This window comes from Paenibacillus terrae (assembly GCF_000943545.1).
In the GTDB taxonomy this organism is placed as follows: Bacteria; Bacillota; Bacilli; order Paenibacillales; family Paenibacillaceae; genus Paenibacillus; species Paenibacillus terrae_A.
Genome location: NZ_JTHP01000055.1, coordinates 26,944 through 47,144, shown reverse-complemented (window position 1 = coordinate 47,144; position 20,201 = coordinate 26,944). Strand labels below are relative to the sequence as shown.

Annotated in this window: 16 protein-coding genes; 11 read left to right on the top strand and 5 right to left on the bottom strand. The window is 48.8% G+C overall.

Going from position 1 to position 20,201, the window contains the following annotated elements:
• Positions 1-183: 183 nt before the first annotated feature.
• The 3 genes from QD47_RS22205 to QD47_RS22200 all read left to right on the top strand — a co-directional run bounded on the left by QD47_RS22205 (position 184) and on the right by QD47_RS22200 (position 4,866).
• Positions 184-2,433 carry a methyl-accepting chemotaxis protein gene (locus tag QD47_RS22205; RefSeq protein WP_044648172.1) on the top strand — a complete coding sequence of 750 codons (2,250 nt, stop codon included), beginning with the start codon at positions 184-186 and terminating at the stop codon, positions 2,431-2,433.
• Between the two features lie 369 nt (positions 2,434-2,802).
• Positions 2,803-2,904 carry a sporulation protein YjcZ gene (locus tag QD47_RS31065; protein ID WP_082067271.1) on the top strand — a complete coding sequence of 34 codons (102 nt, stop codon included), beginning with the start codon at positions 2,803-2,805 and terminating at the stop codon, positions 2,902-2,904.
• A gap of 153 nt (positions 2,905-3,057) precedes the next feature.
• Positions 3,058-4,866, top strand: a complete 1,809-nt coding sequence (locus QD47_RS22200; protein ID WP_044648171.1) for a peptidoglycan D,D-transpeptidase FtsI family protein — start codon at positions 3,058-3,060, stop codon at positions 4,864-4,866.
• On the opposite strand, the gene QD47_RS22195 is transcribed toward QD47_RS22200, so the two are convergent.
• The gene (locus QD47_RS22195; RefSeq protein WP_044648170.1) at positions 4,821-5,975 is read right to left on the bottom strand and encodes an AI-2E family transporter; all 1,155 of its coding nucleotides are present in this window, start codon (positions 5,973-5,975) and stop codon (positions 4,821-4,823) included. The genes QD47_RS22200 and QD47_RS22195 overlap by 46 nt on opposite strands.
• A gap of 268 nt (positions 5,976-6,243) precedes the next feature.
• Between QD47_RS22195 and QD47_RS22190 the strand changes: the two genes are divergently transcribed.
• Entirely contained in the window at positions 6,244-7,692 is a 1,449-nt protein-coding gene (locus QD47_RS22190) for a polysaccharide deacetylase family protein (protein ID WP_044648169.1), read from the top strand.
• A gap of 89 nt (positions 7,693-7,781) precedes the next feature.
• Here the strand turns inward: QD47_RS22190 and ilvD are convergent, their stop codons facing one another.
• The 3 genes from ilvD to QD47_RS22175 all read right to left on the bottom strand — a co-directional run bounded on the left by ilvD (position 7,782) and on the right by QD47_RS22175 (position 11,290).
• Positions 7,782-9,470 carry a dihydroxy-acid dehydratase gene (ilvD, locus tag QD47_RS22185; protein WP_044648168.1) on the bottom strand — a complete coding sequence of 563 codons (1,689 nt, stop codon included), beginning with the start codon at positions 9,468-9,470 and terminating at the stop codon, positions 7,782-7,784.
• 361 nt (positions 9,471-9,831) lie between these two features.
• Positions 9,832-10,080: a KGG domain-containing protein gene (locus QD47_RS22180; protein ID WP_014282920.1), complete on the bottom strand. Its 249-nt coding sequence runs from the start codon at positions 10,078-10,080 to the stop codon at positions 9,832-9,834.
• A gap of 175 nt (positions 10,081-10,255) precedes the next feature.
• On the bottom strand, positions 10,256-11,290 hold the full coding sequence (locus QD47_RS22175) for an acyltransferase family protein (protein WP_044648167.1): 1,035 nt from the start codon (positions 11,288-11,290) through the stop codon (positions 10,256-10,258).
• 315 nt (positions 11,291-11,605) lie between these two features.
• On the opposite strand from QD47_RS22175, the gene QD47_RS22170 reads away from it, so the two are divergent.
• The 4 genes from QD47_RS22170 to mgrA all read left to right on the top strand — a co-directional run bounded on the left by QD47_RS22170 (position 11,606) and on the right by mgrA (position 15,043).
• Positions 11,606-12,412 (top strand): alpha/beta fold hydrolase, encoded by an 807-nt coding sequence (locus QD47_RS22170; protein WP_044648166.1) that lies wholly within the window; start codon positions 11,606-11,608, stop codon positions 12,410-12,412.
• 16 nt (positions 12,413-12,428) lie between these two features.
• Complete coding sequence (locus tag QD47_RS22165; protein ID WP_044648165.1) at positions 12,429-13,208, top strand: HAD family hydrolase; 780 nt, start codon at positions 12,429-12,431, stop codon at positions 13,206-13,208.
• Positions 13,196-13,939, top strand: a complete 744-nt coding sequence (locus QD47_RS22160; RefSeq protein ID WP_044648164.1) for an NAD-dependent protein deacylase — start codon at positions 13,196-13,198, stop codon at positions 13,937-13,939. Before QD47_RS22165 ends, QD47_RS22160 begins: the two co-directional genes overlap by 13 nt.
• An 84-nt stretch (positions 13,940-14,023) precedes the next feature.
• Positions 14,024-15,043, top strand: coding sequence for an L-glyceraldehyde 3-phosphate reductase (gene mgrA / locus QD47_RS22155; protein WP_044648163.1), 1,020 nt, complete (start codon positions 14,024-14,026; stop codon positions 15,041-15,043).
• A gap of 198 nt (positions 15,044-15,241) precedes the next feature.
• On the opposite strand, the gene QD47_RS22150 is transcribed toward mgrA, so the two are convergent.
• Positions 15,242-16,108 carry an AraC family transcriptional regulator gene (locus tag QD47_RS22150; RefSeq protein ID WP_044648162.1) on the bottom strand — a complete coding sequence of 289 codons (867 nt, stop codon included), beginning with the start codon at positions 16,106-16,108 and terminating at the stop codon, positions 15,242-15,244.
• A gap of 218 nt (positions 16,109-16,326) precedes the next feature.
• On the opposite strand from QD47_RS22150, the gene QD47_RS22145 reads away from it, so the two are divergent.
• Genes QD47_RS22145 through QD47_RS22135 form a run of 3 tightly spaced genes read left to right on the top strand, consistent with a single transcriptional unit; the run spans position 16,327 to position 20,158 of the window.
• A complete protein-coding gene (locus QD47_RS22145) occupies positions 16,327-17,505 on the top strand; it encodes a galactokinase (RefSeq protein ID WP_044648161.1) in 1,179 nt (392 codons plus the stop codon).
• A 1-nt stretch (position 17,506) separates the two neighbouring features.
• The gene (gene galE, locus QD47_RS22140; RefSeq protein WP_044648160.1) at positions 17,507-18,496 is read left to right on the top strand and encodes a UDP-glucose 4-epimerase GalE; all 990 of its coding nucleotides are present in this window, start codon (positions 17,507-17,509) and stop codon (positions 18,494-18,496) included.
• An 18-nt stretch (positions 18,497-18,514) separates the two neighbouring features.
• Entirely contained in the window at positions 18,515-20,158 is a 1,644-nt protein-coding gene (locus QD47_RS22135; protein ID WP_044648159.1) for a UDP-glucose--hexose-1-phosphate uridylyltransferase, read from the top strand.
• The last annotated feature ends 43 nt before the right edge of the window (positions 20,159-20,201 follow it).

The window sequence follows — 20,201 nt, the reverse complement described above, 5'->3', positions numbered from 1 at the left end:
CCTATCGGTTGGAGGGGCTTTTTTTTGAATACTTTTCTAGGAAAAAAGTTTCACAAAATTTAGTGGGAGTTGAAAGGAAAGCTACATTCCTTGTCGAATAGTTCCGATAGATATGATATAGATAATAGATACATAACGGATACGTGGATCAGGAAACTAATTATAGGGTGGTAGGTGAGAGAGATGGCTTTTTGGAAAAAAGAGGGGAATACAACGAAGAAGCAAGCAAAAAAAACGGCTATCATTAAAGGAATCAAGGGCAGTAAGGCGACAACGGCTAAAGGAGACAAAACAGTTGGGGGGTCTTCGAAGGTCGCTCCCTGGTTGTCTAAGGCTACTCGTGTAGGCGCATACAATTTAAAGCGCTTACTCAAGCCGGAAAAATACAGTAAGGATTTTATGCATTTGGTTAAAAATTATAATCCGGTCCGTTCAGTTGGCATGAAGCTGTTTTTGATCTTTTTTACAGCGATTATGTTGTTTGTGATCAGTCTGGGAATGATTTCATATTTTAAAGCCAAAAACACAATTGAGCAAAATGCGGCTACGGCTTATCAGCAAACGGTTCAACAAACGGCAGAGAAGTTGGATATCATTTTGGAGCGCTTTCAAGATACCTCGACGCAGGTGTTTTTTGATACTGAATTAAGTGATCAGCTACAAAAGGCGGCAAAGCAGGAGAAAAATTCGTTTGATTCCTTTGTCGCTATGGGGGAAGTAAACAAGAAGTTAACGAATATTGCATTTACAAACAAGGAAATTGACTCGCTTTATCTGTATCCTGAACAAACAAATCTGGCTGCTATGGGCACAGGAACACAAAAAGATGTGCGGCAGGAAGCATGGTTCAAGGATATTTTAAAAAATAAAGGGATTGTCTGGTTGCCTACACAGGTAAATGAAAACGGCAGTAAGACCTTTCGTCTGGCTCGTTCTATGAACAGCATGTCGGGCTTGGGCGGGACTTACGTCTTGGTCATGGATTTGAAGTCCAGTGCCGTGGATGATCAGTTGAAGAGTATTGATTTGGGCGCGGGCAGTATGATTAGCCTTATTACACAGGATGGCGTTTTTATAGGCTCCAACATTGATGCTCTGGCAGGAGGAAAACAAAAGCTGGATTACGTTTCACAGCTCCAGGGTGTTGAAGGAAATCAAATTTTGGAGCAGTCTGCAGATGGGAAAGTGCAAAATGTGCTGGCCGTGCATAATACACTGGGCACCTCCAAGTGGATTCTCCTGGGTGTCGTACCTGTATCAGTGCTGGTTAAAGATGCCGAAGGGATTTTAACGGCGACCTGGATTTTTGCTATAGTGGCCGCACTGATTGCGTTGTTCATCGGCTTGTGGATGGTGCGACTTGTGGCGCTCCCTTTAACGCATTTAAAAGATCTGATGCTGGAAGGAGCCAAAGGCAATCTGCAAGTTCGTACCAACTATAACGCGCAGGATGAAATCGGACAGTTGTCTGTAAGCTTTGATACGATGATGGAGCAGATCACTTTGCTGGTAGAGCAGACGAACGTTTCAGCTCAAGAAGTGCTGGATACAGCGACGGAACTCAGTAATGCCTCGAAGAAAACGGCCATCTCAGCTAAGGAAATTGCAGCGGCTACTGAGGAGATTGCTCACGGATCTGCCAGTTTGGCGACAGAGGCTGAACGTGGCAGCGGACTGACAGGAAACATATCACAGCAAATGGATACGGTTATAGCTTCCAATCATGAAATGAGTAAGGTTGCACACGAGGTCGAGCAATCCAGTGAACAAGGAACGGTTCAACTGAAAAACCTCCTGAGTAAGACCCAGGTCACCGAAGAAACGACGCATGCGCTTGTGAGCAAAGTAGACAAGTTGAAGGAGACGACATCCGATGTCTTCAAGGTGCTGGACGTGCTACAAGATATTGCGAAGCAAACAAATATTTTATCGTTGAATGCTACGATTGAAGCGGCAAGGGCTGGAACGGCAGGGCGTGGATTTATGGTGGTGGCAAATGAGGTTCGGCAGCTGGCTGAACAATCACGTCAAGCCATTCGCACGGCGACGGGAATTATTAATAACATCGTCGGTGAGATGAATGAGACGGTTCAGGCGTTATCGGAGGTGTACCCACTGTTCCGACAGCAGATGGGAGCGGTACAGGAGACGACGGACATTTTCCAATCGGTACAGCAGCAAATGGGAGAATTTGCGCTTCGATTGGGTACGGTTACCTCATCCATTCAGGAGCTGAGTGAATCGCAGGCGATCTTGTCGGAGGCGATGACCAATGTGAGTGCGGTAGCCGAGCAGTCCTCCGCCACTTCGCAGGAAGTCGCTTCTCTCAGCACCGAGCAGGCGAATATCGGGAATCAGCTGGTAGGATTGTCTGATAAGCTGGAAGGGGTATCTGTCAATTTGAAGGAGCAGCTTTCACGGTTTACCGTGTAAAGCATGGGTCTTCATAAATTGTAGGAGCTTGCTCTCGTTTACAGGATTATCTTGTTATATGAATTTATTGTTTACCCAGAAGCCCTTTCCTTAGCCAAGACCTTGCATAGCCTATACAGTACGTTAAAACAAAGGAGGCGTTCTTGTGGGGGAAATGGAAAGAGGCTTCGGAGGAGTGTGGACATCAATAGCTGCTATCCTGACACTGTTTATTTTGTTAGTGATCATCTTGAAAACATTTCTCTTATAACATTGTGGGCTCTACTGCGTTGTACTGGTAGAGCCTTATTTGTTTGCCTGAATGCCCTGCCCTTGAGTAATCTCCTACATATGCTGAAGTGTACTACACATCAAAGGAGGGATCGAGCCATGGGTGGATTTGAAGGTGGTTACGGCGGTTGGACTTCTACTGGTGCAATTTTGGTACTCTTTATTCTGTTGGTTATCATCACTAAAGCAATTTGGATTTAGTTCGTAAATAATCGTGAAGGCAATGTTTAATAACTAACCACTCGGCTTCCCAAGCTGGGTGGTTTTGCTTTTCAACAAAACGACATGCCATATAGCATACAGATTGGAAAAAACAATTACAGGACATACTACTGGAAAAAAGATGAAAGAAGGATGCGTGTGCCGAGGCGTGGCAGCAGTTTCATTCGAAAACGTCGAATTGCATATATGGCTGTAGGCATTACGGCATTGCTACTCCTTTTGCTATTACGGCTGGCCTGGATACAGGGGACGGCAGGTATCCACATGTCCGCTTACGGAGGGCATTCGCTCAAGGAAATGTCTGTACGACAGCGACAGGAGGGAATTGCAATCGACTCGGGGCGGGGGCAATTTACGGATCGGTACGGACGCCCGTTAACTGGGAGCGTGGCATGGACACCAGTGCTTTTTCCTGATGTGGATGGTAAAACAGCCCTGCACGGAGAACAGCTTGCCAAGCTGCTGCGGACAAACAAGAACGAGCTGCTGTCTCGATGGAAGAGGCTGCAATCCCCGTTGTTATGGCGAGATGGGCGTGGAGAACCCCTGCATATCAAGCCTGATGAAGTGGACCAACTGCTTAGCCTCGCACCTTCTCTGGTAGAGCTTGTACCGTATTCGATACGCTACAATAATGTACCCAATGACAAGCAGTGGCTTGGATTTCTGTACGAACGACCAGATCGACCGGGGCAATTGCCAATCGGGGCAGCCGGGCTGGAAAGAACGCTGGAGCCACTCCTGAGTGGTGTGGGTGAAACCTTCGTTTCCCGATTTGTGGATGCGCAGCGCCGTCCGCTGGCTCATGCGCCGTTACGGGTCAGTGCGCCATCCAATGATCACTATCCTCTACAGGTCCAGACGACCATTGATCTTCCATTACAGCAGCAGCTTGAAAAGCTGACGGAAACCAATCATCTGGCAGAAGGGGCGGTGGTTGTGCTGGATGCAGGGAACGCTGATGTACTGGCGATGGTGTCTCGTCCCTTTTATAACCCTGGTCGCGTCGATCCGCAGCAGACAACAGGCTGGTCTAATCGTGCTCTTAAGGCGGTGACGCCCGGCTCTATCTTCAAGCTTGTTACGGCTGCTGCTGCGCTTGAATCGGGGGTAGCTCAACCGAAGGAGCAATTCCATTGTCATGGGACCTATGGGAAGTATGGTTTGGCATGCTGGAAAAAAGAAGGACACGGTACCCTGAACCTGGAGGAAGGGCTCGCCGTATCCTGTAATATCGTGTTCGCTCATCTGGGTGAACGGCTTAGCCCTGCCCAAATTGAGGCCACAGCCTCTGCGCTCGGATTGAGCCGGACCGTCGGCTGGCAGGAGCGGAATCTTGCAGGCATGGCGCAGTTCAGTCCGTTGGATCACGAAGAAAAGGGAGCCATTTTCGGCTCCCATACGCATGCGACTGATCCGGGTGTGCGCGTTCAAACAGCTATCGGCCAGCGAGACGTACTGGTCACACCCCTCCAAGCCGCCAATCTCATCGTGACATTGCTGCATAATGGTCAGGTGCATGCTCCACGGCTGGTGAAGCACATCGGCTATGCGGACGGAGGTACGTTGCTGGATCTGCCAGCTCACGCTTCTCCATCACCCGAAGGAAGCCATCCGATTCACGCTTCTACAGCTCGTACGCTTCGCGAAGCGATGGAAAAGGTCGTAGCCCATGGTACAGGTGCATCCTTGCGTGGCAAGTCGTGGCATCTGGCTGGAAAATCGGGCACAGCCCAGGCTCTAAAGGATGGTCAACCCGTGAATCACCAATGGTTTATCGGGTATGGCCCGGTGGAGCACCCTCGTTATGCCGTTGCCGTCTTGGTACAAAATGCGCCACAGCATTCTGCAAATCAGGCAACAGCACTGTTCGGTCAAGTGATGGACCTGTTAGCTCAATTTTCCTCGGTCCCACGAGAAGCTACACGCTCTTCCTCCTGAATTTTGACGATAAAGGGAGGCTCCTCGAATTCTTCTGTCGGAAATCGAATCCATTGCTGCAAATAGCCTTGCTGCCATAATTCCTTCAGTAAAATGATCAGGATTGGAGACAGCATCAACCCGGCCAATCCGAAGATAGACAACGAGATGATGGCAAAAGAAAGCATCAGATAAGCGGATGAAACACCGATGGAATTACCGGTGATTTTAGGCTCTGCCAGCTGGCGGACGATTACCGTAACAGCCATGACAATGAGCAGCCCTACAGCAAGGCTGGTGTTGCCTGTGATGAACAAATAGACTGCCCACGGAATAAAAATAACAGGTACACCCAGTAAGGGTAAAATATCGAACAAAGCCGCCACAAGAGCCAACGACAGGGCATTATCCACCTGCAAAATGAGTAAACCTATAAATACGAGAACAAAGGTAATGCTTACCAGCATGGCTTGTGCCTTTAAAAAGGCCGAAATTGCTTTGAGTACATGATTTTTAAGAAAAAGATAAGCGGTTTTAAGCGTCTTGGGTGTTTTACTACGGGCAATGCCTTTCCAAAGATTGATCTCCATACTTAAAAAGAAAGCTAAAATAATGGCAACTGCAAAGTTGCCCATAAAGACAGTGAAGGAGCTGAGAAACTGTATGAAAAAGGAGAGTCCCAGTTGCGCCCATTTGGTGGCAATGGCGGTCGCAGTTTCAAAATAATCGTTAACACGTTCGGTAATCCCCGGCGGTAAAGCGGCAATTTTATCTTGGGAAAGATGAAGATACCGCGTGAATTCCGTTTGGATAATCTGGGTATACTGTGGGAGATTTTGCGCCACTTTCGTAAATTGCGTAACCAGAATCAGACCTAATCCAAAAAAAATAGCGAGTAAAAGGATGATAAACAGCAAAACAGAGAGTGCGGAAGCGAAGGGCTTCTTCATACCTTTACGGTGGAAATAACGGGCCACAGGTTCAATGCACCAAAACACAACGAACGACAGGAACACAGGGGCCGCGAGCTGATACAGCTTACTGGATACGAACATAATTAAATACACGGTTAATACAATCAGGCCGATATCAAAAACGGTCCGCCAATATTTTTTGTACAATGGAAGCATATGTATACAACGACTCCTTTAAGATTTTCACCTATTGTACACTAAATTGGATCTCTATGGTGCTTACACAGTGCTAAAATACAGAATCAAAACCAACAGTATAACCGCCTAAAGCAGCAACGGGTTAGCCCAGTAGTTGATCGTTATGCTCAAGAAAGAATGCAGCAAAATCTCGGCACGCTTACGTCTTTGTGATAACATATAAGTAAGTGAGTTTTCCTCAGGAAGCCTGCTTGGTAGTCCAGAAATAGAAAAGTGGGGATAAAACGTGCAGACTTTACTGTTATGGATGTTTTACATTTCAACTTTTTATGCTTTTATTCCGGCGCTGGTCAGTCGAATGTTTGGATTCCGGGTGTTTCGGCGGGGCAAAAGTAAGCAAGAGTATGCGCTCACCTTCGATGATGGTCCTGATCCAGTGTATACGCCGCAGTTGCTTGATTTGCTGAAGCGTTTTGATGCCAAGGCTACTTTTTTTGTCGTAGGCATACATGCGGAAAAACACCCGGAGCTTTTGAAACGCATGCATGACGAAGGTCACTTGATCGGTATTCATAATTATGTGCACAAATCGAATTGGCTTATGCGGCCCGTCACGGTCAGAAGACAAATTGCCCGGACAGAGGCTGTTATTCGCCGGGTAACCGGGGAAGGAACGACCTTTTACCGCCCACCATGGGGAATTGTGAATTTCTTTGATATTTCCAACTCGAATGGTCGCCGAATCGTATTATGGTCCTCCATGTTTGGGGATTGGAAGGCAAGCATCGGAGCAAAACAGTTGGCTGAGCGGATGCTCAAAAAGCTGAGGGGTGGAGAGGTGATGCTGCTCCATGACTGCGGTACAACACTGGGGGCAGACGCAGGCGCTCCGCAAAACATGCTGATTGCGCTGGAGAAGCTGTTGGTGGTTGCCCAAGAACGGAAGCTGCGCAGCGTACGTGTTGATACCTTATTTTGTCGTGAGTCTGCCAGCAGACCTGCTACTACCGAAAGATCCAATACGAGTTGGTTTAAAAGAACGTTAGTATTCGGATGGTTGCTGTATGAGCGGCTATTTCACGTTCTGTTCCGTCTACGTCCGGTGCGTAAGGAGGACACGATCTTTTACTACAAGCGTAGTACCTATCACGGGCCAAATGTGAACATGGAGAACGGTAGGTGGCTGGAAAAAGGGGACGCCGTGGTTGAGCTGCATTTTGATAATAAAATGCTGTTTCAGTTAGGCACAACCGCCAAGTCTATGGTGCATTTGGCCATTCAACTGATTCGGATTGTAAAACGACAACTTCCTGATCTCGCCTATCGAATTGCGGATGACCCGAAAATGAACGGTATTAAGGCCATCTATGCAGTGAGTATGATTAATCGGGGACCGGAGAAGCTGGGTTTTCAGATACGAGAGCTTCCCAAGGGACTGTTCAGGATAGTGTCAACCTTATATTTAAAGCTGTTATTTAGTGTTATCCATCCTTCCGGCCCAGAGCGGTTGAATGAAAAAAGGGACGAGATGGTGCCGAAGATGATTGTGATGCCGATTGATACTCTGTTTGACCGTTTTTGGATAGGAGATTCATACCATACGAGTCAAGGCCAAAGCACAACAGACTCAAGGGATGCTGCTCCTGTTCTCCACAGCGGAGTGACCCAGGATGCTAACGCTATTCAGGAAACAGTCAGAGCCTCACAAGCTGCGGATACGAGATCAAGTAGTTGAAATTAATGCTAAAAAGCCTCCCAACCCCTGTGATCAGGGTGTCCGGGAGGCTTTTGTTTATTCGTTTTTAAAACATATCATGATAAAGATTAGATTTTCATAATACCGCCGTTGCTTGCATTGGTCACCAGCTTGGAGTAACGTGCCAGGTAACCTGTTTTAACCTTAGGCTCGAAGCCTTTCCAGTTTGCGCGACGACGTTCAAATTCTTCGTCACTAATTTGCAGCTCAATCGTACGATTGTTCAGATCCAGCTCGATAATATCGCCGTCCTCAACAAAAGCGATAGGGCCGCCTTCTGCTGCTTCGGGGGAAATGTGACCGATGGAGATACCACGGGATGCGCCTGAGAAGCGTCCGTCTGTAATCAGGCCGACCTTGGCACCAAGTCCCATACCGACGATTTGCGAAGTTGGAGCGAGCATTTCAGGCATACCCGGTCCACCCTTAGGACCTTCATAACGGATAACAACAACGTGGCCTTCTGCGATTTTACCATTGGCAATACCAGCCAGCGCATCTTCCTGTGAATCAAAGCAGATGGCAGGGCCTTTGTGATAACCACCAACAGACGGATCAACTGCACCGACTTTAATGATGGAGCCTTGCGGTGCCAGATTACCGAATAATACAGCCAAACCGCCGCGTTCGGAATAAGGGTTGTCCAGCTTGTGGATAACATTGGTATCTAGAATTTCCTGACCCTCTACGTTTTCACGGATCGTTTTTCCGGTTACGGTAATACAGTCACCATGCAGGGCGCCCGGCTTCTTCAACAATTCATTCAGCACTGCGCTGACGCCGCCTGCATTATGAACATCCTCGATATGATAGTCGGAAGCAGGTGCCAATTTGGACAAATGAGGTACGCGGTTCGCCACTTCATTGATCCGTTCGATAGGGTAGTCTACTTCAGCTTCATGAGCCAGTGCCAATGTGTGCAATACCGTATTGGTGGAACCACCCATTGCCATATCCAGCGCAAATGCGTTATCAATAGCTTCTTTAGTCACGATATCACGTGGTTTCAGGTCCAGCTTGATCAATTCCATCAATTGACGTGCAGATTGTTTAACGAATTCTTTACGTTCTTCCGCTACTGCGAGAATGGTGCCGTTACCAGGCATAGCCAGACCCATTGCTTCAGCGAGACAGTTCATGGAGTTCGCTGTGAACATACCTGAGCAAGAGCCACAAGTTGGACAGCCGTATTGTTCTAATTCCAGCAGGCTTTGATCGTCGATTTTACCAGCCTGATATGCACCTACGCCTTCGAAGACGGAGGTCAGGGAGATGGAGCGCCCGTTCTTGTCTTTACCAGCTTTCATGGGGCCACCGCTGACGAAAATAGTCGGGATGTTCACGCGCAATGCGCCCATCATCATGCCAGGTGTGATTTTATCACAGTTTGGAATGCAGACCATGCCGTCAAACCAGTGAGCGGAAACAACAGTTTCCAGAGAGTCGGCAATAATTTCGCGGCTTGGCAGAGAATAACGCATACCAATGTGTCCCATGGCAATGCCGTCATCTACACCAATGGTGTTAAACTCGAAAGGTACTCCGCCTGCCTCACGAATGGCTTGCTTGACAATTTTGCCGAATTCCTGCAAATGGACGTGGCCCGGTACGATGTCGATATACGAGTTACACACCGCGATAAATGGTTTGTCAAAATCTTCTTCTTTAACGCCCGCTGCGCGCAGCAAGCTGCGGTGAGGAGCGCGGTCAAAGCCTTTTTTAATCATATCGGAACGCATTTTCGTCTTAGCTGTCATGATGCTGGTTTCCCCCCAAAGTAAAAAAATGGTATGGCGTTCGAATGACGCCGAATTAGCGCAGATGTTTTCTAAAGAGTCTATCATACATGTGCGCATATTTCTACATATATAAGGATTTTGCAAAAATCCAAGAGCGACTGTAATCGACAATATATAGATCAAAATGGTTTGGTTCGTCTATATATTGCACCTTGGAGCGGCTGGAATCGAATTTTGTGCAAAATCCTGATGATAGAAAGTAATCAATTGGATTTTTGTGATGTCGGCAAAATATGAAAAAGCCCACTCCGCAATAAAGCGGGAGGGGCTTGAGCTTGCTTTTATAGTTTACGAAGGGTGTTTTATGTGGTACTGCACATTAATTTCTGCCGCCTTTGCGTCCAATGTCCCTGTAGAAATCTTTGTCATGGGACTCAGCCGTAGCATCGCCGCCACGTTTACCAATTTCTTGATAAAATTCTTTATCGTGGGAGTTAGCGGTAGCTTGCCCGCCTTTTTTACCAATCTCCTGATAAAATTCCTTGTTGTGCTTCTTGGATGTAGCTTCTCCACCCATACGACCTGCCTCTTCGCGACTCATTTTACCCTGATCCTGATTACGTGCCATTACAAATCACTCCTTTATGAAAAGTTGTTTTTTGTTGCGCGCATCCATTACTTACCACATCACGCCTTGATGAAACAGGCCCTTTGCTAAGTAAAGAGGGTCAGGGTCCGCCTGATTTTTCTTCTGATAGCGGATTGTCGCGTGCAGATACTTGAATCAGAATGGACATAAAAAGTTATGCGGATCGTTTAAAAAGATACGGAGACGGTTTAAGCATCCAGTCAACCCGTGGCTCGATTAAAGGATGTGTTGCATTCCGCACCCAAGGCAGAGTCAGCAGACAGCACAGACCCGCAGCACACGCTACAATCAGCATCACTTCTACCGGAGTGTCTATATAATCGTAAATTCCCTTGGCAACAGTGGTACGGACAATCAGACCATGAAGTAAAAAGACGTATAATGTCCGCCGCCCCATTTCAGTTATACGTCCAGTGACGGCTGGAACAAAGCTCAGAAACGCGATAGCCGCTATGAATTGCACTCCGTAAATGCCAATGCGGTAAATCCCCGCATACCATTCGGTATGGCCCAGCTCACCATAAGTCATGCTGCCATACAGCCAGCCTGCCGGAATGCCGTAGTACGACGTTCCCGCCAGTACCATAAGCAGAAGGGACACTACGCCTGCGATCACACGAACTGGAGTCGTGAAGAAGCGTCGAACATCTGCATAATGCAGATGATACCCTGCTACGAAAAAGGGCAAATAAACAAAGGTTCTGCTTATGCTGAGCCAGACGCCATCCACCGGGAGATATCCGACAAGGATACCCAGCAGCACGGAGATACCTAATTGGACAACAGGCGACATTCCCTGGAAAGCAAGCATCAGCAGTCTCCAGCAGATATGGCTGGCGAGGAACCATAGCAGCAGATAAGGTGCAAAAAAAGAATGATGAATATGGGGAACATGGAAGAGTGCAGCATCCAATATCGAATAGAGGGTTTGGAAAATAAGATATTGCATACCGATCTGAAGCAAGACTTTCCGGCCCGCGTACCCAGCTAACGATGTTTTGGCAAAGTACCCAGTAACGAGCACGAACAACGGCATATGAAACATGAATATCCAGCTAAACCATTGTTGGGCGATGTGAAGCGAGCCAACCAAGGGCTCCAGAGCATTGCCTGCAAATACGCATATGATCAGCATAAAGCGCAAATTGAGAAAGAAGCTTTCTCCTTGTATGTCATGGCTTGTCGTCATGTAATTCCCTCCGAACGGCACTTAGCCGAGTAAACTCTGTATAAAATAATCCTTACAAGGAACAAGGTACGATACTCTGAGCCTTACCATTGTGATTTTATTCACAATGGTAAGCGCTATCATGTCCTTATTATGTGGCGGAAGCTTGAACAGGGGAAAAAGAGCAGGCTAATGTCTGGAAATGTCTTCTTATTTGACCCTGTGTGCGCAACGATGGTACCCTAACTAGGCTATAGATAAGCTGATTTGCGCAGAAAAAGATTTCATACACAAATCATCAAACATGAGGTACGAATTACGAAAGGAACCTTTAAAATGAGAAGAAGAACGAGAAGATCATACAGCTCATATGGGACACGCGGTCCCCGGAAAATATGGAAAATTCTTTTGGGTATCCTGATTGTCATTGTGCTTATCGCAGGCTGGGGAGCATGGAAGGTATTTACGCCCTATCAGCCTGACAGCACAGCTACTGCCGCATTAGCAGAAGTAGCCGATGCTGTGAAGGTGAACGAACAACAGCATTGGGTTGGTTTTGAGCCTGCAAAAAGAAATGGTATCGGAGTTATTTTGTACCCGGGTGCGTTGGTGAAGCCCGAAAGCTACGCTCCTTTGGCCCGCCGTCTGGCGGAAAAGGGTCATCATGTGATCATTGCAAAAATGCCGCTGAACCTTGCATTGACTTCCCCGGATTTGGCGGGTGAGGTGTTGAAGGCATATCCAAAAGAAACTTTTGTGATCGGAGGCCATTCATTAGGCGGTGTTATGGCTGCCCGCTATGCCGCTACACATCCCGATCAGGTCAAGGGCGTATTTTTCCTTGCTTCCTACCCGGACAGTAAGGGGAATTTGAAGGATAAAAATCTGCCGGTCATTTCCCTGCTTGGAAGTGATGATGGAGTTATTAAAATGGATAGTGTTCAAAGTGGAAGGGCTTATCTACCAGCCGATACGCTGTATTTTACAGTTGAGGGCGGCAATCATGCCCAATTTGGCAGCTACGGAGCCCAAAAGGGGGATAACCCAGCGAAAATTAGCCCAGCCGAGCAATGGAATCAGACGGTTTCAGCTTTGCAGGACTGGATGAAAGAGAGTGTAGATTCAGCTCCAAAAAACCAGTAATGAGGAGGCGGGCTGCATGTCTGAGTTAGTCGTTCAGGGACAGCGGTTTCCATGCCGTGGCATTTTATTGGACAAGGATGGCACGCTGCTGGATTTTATTCAGTTGTGGGGTCCCTGGGCCCGTTCTATACTGGATATGCTGGAACAGCATCTTGCCGTGGCAGGTACAGATTTTACGGTGGAAAAAGGCAGCATTCTGGGTACCATCCACGACCCTGAGGGGCGCGTGATCGGCTATGATCCTTCCGGCCCGCTGGCGATGGGGACAGTGGATGAAAGTACGGGCGTACTGGCTTGGCAGCTTTATACTGCCGGTGTACCATGGAATGAAGCAGTGAGGCTGGTTCGGGATTTTAACAAAACGGCGATGGCTGATGTACGGCGACATCGGGCCGCGAAGGTGTTTCCGGGCTTACGGACGCTACTGGAGCAAAGCCGCCGTGCCGGATTGAAGCTGGCGGTCGTGACCTCTGACAGTACAGAGGCCGCGCAGGAGCATCTGGAGTGGATGGGGTTGACGTCATATTTTGACGAGGTCATCGGACACGACAGGGTTACATACGGCAAACCGGACCCGGAAATGGCTGAAAAAGCCTGCGATTTGCTAGGACTGTCGCCAGCGGATGTAGTTGTCATCGGAGACAGCAACGGGGATATGCAGATGGGCAAGCGTGCCGGGGTGCGGCTGGCCATCGGATTTGCGCCAGAGCCGGAACGTTCCGGTCATTTGCTGGATGCGGACATCATCGTCCGCGGATATGAAGAGCTGGAGGTGCGTGAAACATGGACAAAATAAAAACGTTGGCTGATTGGATACAGCAATCCCAAAACATTGTTTTTTTCGGCGGGGCGGGTACGTCGACGGAGAGTGGTATCCCGGATTTTCGTTCGGCGGCTGGTCTGTATCAGAGTGAGGAAAAATTGCCTTATCCCCCGGAGGTTATGCTTAGCCGTTCTTTTTTTGTAAGGCATCCTGAAGTGTTTTTTGGCTTCTATCGCAGCAAAATGCTGCATCCGGATGCGGAGCCGAATGGCTGCCATCGTTTCCTTGCATCACTGGAACAGCAAGGGCGACTCAAAGCGGTCGTGACGCAAAACATTGACGGCCTGCATCAGGCCGCAGGCAGTGTGAATGTGCTGGAACTTCACGGCTCGGTGCACCGCAATCATTGTATGGAATGCGGGCGCTTTTACAGTTTGAACGAAGTGATGGACAGCTCCGAGGTGGTGCCCAAATGTCCAGTAGACGGGGGAATTATCAAACCGGATGTCGTTTTATACGAGGAAGAGCTGGATCAGGATACGCTTGTCCGATCCATTCAGGCTATCTCGCAGGCCGATCTGCTATTAATTGGAGGAACCTCACTGACGGTGCATCCTGCGGCGGGGCTGATTACTTATTTTCACGGTAAACATACCGTACTGCTTAATACAGACCCCACTTCATATGATCACAAGGCGGATCTCCTGATGACCGATCCCATCGGCAGGGTTATGGGAGAACTCGGCAATCAATTGGGTTTGTAATCGTTTTCTTGTCAACAGCCGGATAAAGGCGCTATGATGTTGTTGTAATGGACATAACAATGTTTCGAGAGAGGCTGGGATAGCATGGTTTATTTGGCTGGCGATGATCGTTATGAAAATATGAAATACAACCGCACAGGGAGATCGGGCCTTAAGCTTCCTGCCATTTCACTGGGCTTGTGGCACAATTTTGGCGGGATCAACAATGCAGAGAACGGCCGTAACATGGTTACTCGTTCCTTTGATCTGGGGATTACGCATTTTGATCTAGCTAATAACTATGGTCCTCCAGCGGGTTCAGCAGAGGAATTTTTCGGACAAGTGTTGGCTAGTGATTTGAAGCCATACCGGGATGAGATGGTCATTTCGACCAAGGCGGGCTACTATATGTGGCCAGGACCTTATGGTGATTGGGGCTCGCGCAAGTATCTGATATCCAGTCTGGATCAGAGCTTGAAGAGATTGGGTATGGATTACGTCGACATATTTTACTCCCACCGCTTTGATCCTGATACGCCGCTGGAAGAAACAATGCAGGCTCTGGATCATATCGTACGTTCCGGTAAAGCGTTGTATGTGGGCGTGTCTAATTATAGTGCGGAGCAAACGGCAGAAGCGGCTCGTATTCTAAAGGAACTGGGAACACCGCTGCTGATTCATCAGCCAAAATATTCTCTGCTCGACCGCTGGATTGAGAACGGGTTGCAGGATGTACTGGATGAAAACGGGATCGGCAGTATTGCCTTTTGCCCGCTGGCTCAGGGACTGTTGACCAACAAATATTTGAACGGAATTCCCGAGGATTCGCGTGCAGCGAGTACATCTGTCTTCTTGAATGAAAACAATGTGACACCGGAAACACTTCGTAAGGTGCGGGCGCTCAATCAAATGGCAGCTGCGCGCGGACAAAGCTTGGCTCAATTCTCGTTGGCCTGGGCTCTGCGTGGTGAGCGTCTGACCTCCGTCCTGATTGGGGCCAGCCGTGTGAGCCAAATTGAAGAAAACGTTGCTGCCTTGTCCAATCTGGACTTTTCACAGGAAGAACTGGATCGGATTGATTCGATTCTGAATGCCGGGAACGGACAGGACGGCGGCACAGCCTAAAGCCCCCCAAAAATATTCCATTATCATCGGTATAACGTGCATGTTCTCATATCCGAAATACACGCAACAGCCCGCATCGTTGAAGGATGCGGGCTGTTTGCCATGTTCCGAACCATACGGATTGGTCGTTGCTCATGCTGCAACGGAAGATCAATCCCCGAACGGGGCAGGTCAGAATAAATGAACGATCAAAGTCTGCTAAGGTTGCGAATATTGCTGAACCTTGCTTCGATACTGGGTTGGCGACTGACCGCAGAAGCGCTTGAATTGACGCGAGAAATACAAAGCGTCTGTCAATCCCACCGAAGCGGCCACCTGCTCCACCGAAAGCTCGGGACGCTCGCGTAGCAGTTGACGAGACTTGTCAATTCGTAGCTTGAGCAGATAGGTAACAGGGGAGACGCCTGTTTCCTTCTTGAATATGCGTGACAAATACGCACGGTTATAACCAAGTCCTTCGGACATTTGTTCGATAGAAACGGGATGCGCATATTGAGTGGACATATATTGGACCATCTGCTTGACCGTCCGCCGAATTTGCGAATCCGCCCCGGTCGGGTCAGACCAGTCGCTTAAATGATTACCCGCTTCCCCCATGATCAGATACAGGTAACCGAGGGCTGCAAGATGCGAGCTGGATTTTCGGCTGTAAAAGGCTAACTGCATCTGCTCCAGATAGCTGGGGATCAGGCTTTCACTGGAAGCGTGAAAGACAGGCTGGTGCACGCGCAGTCCTGCTTCCTGCACCATGGTTTCGGTATGCTGCCCTGTAAACGCAGACCAGCGATACCGCCATGGCTCCTCTTCATCGGAGGTGTAGCTTACGAGCTGACCGGGATGGATCAGGAAAAAATCGTTTTTCTCAAGCTGATATGAGTGCTGCTCTGTTCGGAAGATGCCTTTTCCAGATTCTACAAAATGAAGCAAATAGTAATCATAGAGCTTCGGCCCGACGGCATGACCGGATTTGGTTTGGCTCTCGCCGGCAAAAAGCACGTGCAGCGGGCTATTTTCATAAAACACCGGATTGGAGGCCACAGCATAGCTATATGAATGCGTTTGCAAATAGGGTCATCCTTCCTAGATTTGTGAATGGTTTATTAGATACGGTATACTTACATTGTACATATCCAAGTCACATTTATCCATAGCTTTAACACATGGATGCATTACATTATTTAACGCTTTCATTTATACTGAAATCATAAGAAGCGCCAACCTGATTAAGTTTGTTACAGGGAATTCAGGGGGCCTTTACTAACGGTGATGAGGTGGATGTGGATATGAACACTACTGAAATAAAGAAACGTTTTATCGACAAATATGGTGAGAGCAGCCATGAGCTGCGGATATTTCATGCTCCCGGGCGTGTTAATTTGATTGGGGAGCATATCGACTACAACGGTGGTTATGTACTCCCGGCTGCACTGGAATTCGGTACAACGCTGATTCTTCGTGCGCGTAATGATGATGAAATTCATTTTGCTTCGACAAACCTGTCATATGAAGTGTCCATACCGCGTGGAGAAATAGGTAACAACAAAACGGACGAATGGGTGGACTATCCAGTCGGTGTGCTGGTGGAACTGGCTGAAAAGGAAGTTTATCCGTCTAGCGGATACGACCTGCTCTATCATGGAGAAATACCAAATGGTGCCGGATTATCCTCCTCTGCCTCCATTGAGGTTGTAACGGGATATGCGTTCCTCACTACCGAAAAACAGGAAACGAACACAGTCGAAATTGCTTTATTGTCCCAGCGGGCAGAAAATAATTACGTTGGTGTCAATTGCGGTATTATGGATCAGTTCGCTGTAGCGAACGGTGCGGCTGATCATGCGATTCTGCTGATGTGCGATACGCTGGAGTACCGCAAGGTGCCTTTTCGTACGGGCGTTTATAAGCTGGTGATCGGCAATACGAATAAGCGCCGCGGGCTGGTGGATTCAGCTTATAACGAGCGCCGTAGCCAATGTGCCGAAGCACTGTCCATTTTGCAGCAGCAGGAGCCGACGCTGGAATACCTCGCTCAGCTGGATGAGGCCCGTTTCGGTGAACTCCAGCATTATATTGCGGATGAAACGGTACGACGCCGGGCACAGCATGTGGTAGAGGAAAACGCTCGCGTGCTGGCCTCTGTCGATGCTCTTGCGGCGAATGATCTCGAAGCTTTTGGGCAATTGATGAACGCTTCACATGATTCGCTACGCGATTTGTATGAGGTTAGCTGCACGGAGCTGGATGTGATGGTCGAGGAAGCACGGCGCATTCCTGGCACACTGGGTGCGCGTATGACGGGAGCCGGATTTGGGGGCTGTACGGTTTCACTTGTCCATGAGGACGATGTGGAACGGTTTGTGAAGGAAGTCGGCGAAGCTTATCAGACCCGGACAGGGCTGGAAGCCAGCTTTTATGTATGTAAGGCGGGAGACGGAGTTAAAGAACAGAAGGAGGACGAATAACATGGCCATTTTAGTAACAGGCGGAGCTGGATATATCGGTTCACATACCGTAGCAGAACTGTTGGATCGGGGAGAAGAAGTTGTGGTGCTGGACAATTTGCAGACCGGGCACAAGGCAGCACTGCTCGGAGGCAAGCTGTATGAAGGTGATCTGAGAGATAAAGAACTGCTGTCCAGACTGTTTTCCGAAAATAGTATCGACGCGGTTATCCATTTTGCAGCCAACTCGCTGGTTGGGGAAAGTATGCAAAATCCGGGTAAATATTATGACAACAACGTATTCGGCGCGTTGAGCTTGCTGGAGGCCATGAAGGATGCTGGTGTGCGCAGGATCGTATTTTCCTCCACTGCGGCTACCTACGGCGAACCGGAAAAGGTGCCGATTGAAGAGGGAGACCGTACAGAGCCAACGAATGTATATGGTGAAACGAAGCTAATGATGGAGCGCATGATGTCGTGGTTTGATAAAGTATTGGGCATCAAATATGTGTCCTTGCGGTACTTTAATGCGGCTGGTGCGCATGAGAGCGGCAAAATCGGTGAGGATCATCGTCCGGAAAGTCATCTGATTCCGCTGGTACTCCAGACAGCACTGAAACAGCGCCCGCACATTGCGGTGTTTGGTGAGGATTATGCCACGCCAGATGGAACGTGCATCCGGGATTACATTCATGTGAGCGATCTGGCAGATGCCCATGTGCGTGCGGTGAATTATTTGCGCGAAGGCCATGACAGCAACGTGTTTAATCTGGGTAACGGACAGGGCTTCTCGGTGAAGGAAGTTATCGAGACGGCGCGCAAGGTCACTGGACTCGACATTCCGGTCGTTACAGAGCCACGGCGCTCGGGTGATCCGGCAGTATTGGTTGCCTCTTCTGAAAAGGCACGCTCGGTGCTGGGCTGGAGTCCGGCGCGTACCCAACTGGAGGACATTATCAGCGGAGCTTGGGGCTGGCATCAGTCGCACCCTCAGGGCTACGGCGACGAATAGACGGGAGACGATGACATAATGAGCGAGAGTCAATCCGCAGCTAGAGGCCAAGACCGGGACCATTCCCGGCCTGCGGCCCATGACATCGACGAAACTGTACAGCAATCCGCTCTGTATGCGATTGAGCAGCTGGTTGCATTCGCACAAAACCGGGGATTGATCGGTCCGCAAGACACAGATTACAGCCGTAATCTGCTGCTGGAGCAGTTCGGGTTTTCGGAGCCTTATTCTGGCGGGGAGGCAGGGGGCATTACAGCCCCCGAAGTTCTCCAGCCTGTGCTTAATGTATTGATTGATTATGGCTATACGATTGGACTCATATCGGAAAACACAGCTACGTACCGTGATTTGCTGGATTCCAAAATCATGGGTCTCCTGATGGCAAGACCGTCTGAAGTCATCCGTGACTTTCGCCAAACGGAGGCTGAACGCGGCATAGAGGCGGCGACAAATGCTTTTTATCAATTGTCTATCGACTCAAATTATATCCGAATGGACCGAGTTGCCAGCAATGTGTACTGGAACCAGCAGACACCGTACGGAGATATGGAAATCACGATTAATCTGTCCAAGCCGGAGAAAAGTCCGAAGGAAATCGCAATGGCGAAGTTTCTTCCGCCGCCTGTTTATCCAAAATGTCAATTATGCCGTGAAAACGTTGGGTATGCCGGAAGGGTGAATCATCCGTCCCGCCAAAACCTGCGCATCATTCCGTTGGAATTGAACGGGGAACCGTGGTTTTTTCAATATTCTCCTTACGTGTACTACAATGAGCATTGTATTGTGTTCCATCACGATCATGTGCCGATGAAGCTTACGAAGGATACGCTGCGGCGGTTGCTGGCATTTACGAAAGCGTTCCCGCACTATTTTATCGGTTCCAATGCCGATCTGCCGATTGTCGGAGGATCTATTCTGACTCACGATCACTTTCAAGGTGGACGTCATACGTTCCCGATTGAAAAATCGGGTGTGGACGTCTTGTACCGCAATGAAGCCTTCCCGCAGGTCACAGCAGGGATTGTGAACTGGCCAATGTCGGTGATCCGCTTTACATCAACGGATGCCGAAGCATTGCTGGAGGCGGGGAATGCCGCTTTTGAAGCCTGGAAGGCTTACAGCGATCCCGCAGCCGATGTTCTCTCTCATACGGAGCAGGACGGAGAAGCGGTGCCGCATAATACGGTGACACCGATTGTACGCCGGGATGCGGAAGGAAAGTACCAGATGGATCTGGTGCTGCGCAACAACCGGACGAGTGATGAGTACCCGGAAGGTATTTTTCATCCTCATCGCGAGATGCATCATATCAAGAAGGAAAATATCGGTCTGATCGAGGTTATGGGACTTGCGATTTTGCCGGGGCGGCTTAAGGATGAACTGGATGGTATTGCAGATATTTTATGCGGTAACGACGAGCTGGCTGTAGCTATGCAGCAGGAAGGGCATCCGCTATTCAAGCATGCGGACTGGATTTACCAGTTGAACACCCGATTTGGTCGTCTGCCTGACAAGGAGACGGCTGTTCGCACTGTACAAAATGAAGTTGGACTGAAGTTCAGTGAAATTTTGGAGCATGCAGGAGTGTACAAGCGTGATTCGGAAGGTCAGCAAGCGTTTGGACGTTTTATAAAGCAACTGGGTTATACAACAGGGGAATAAAATAAATGTAGGCAGCGCATAATACTGTGCGAGAACCCTCCCA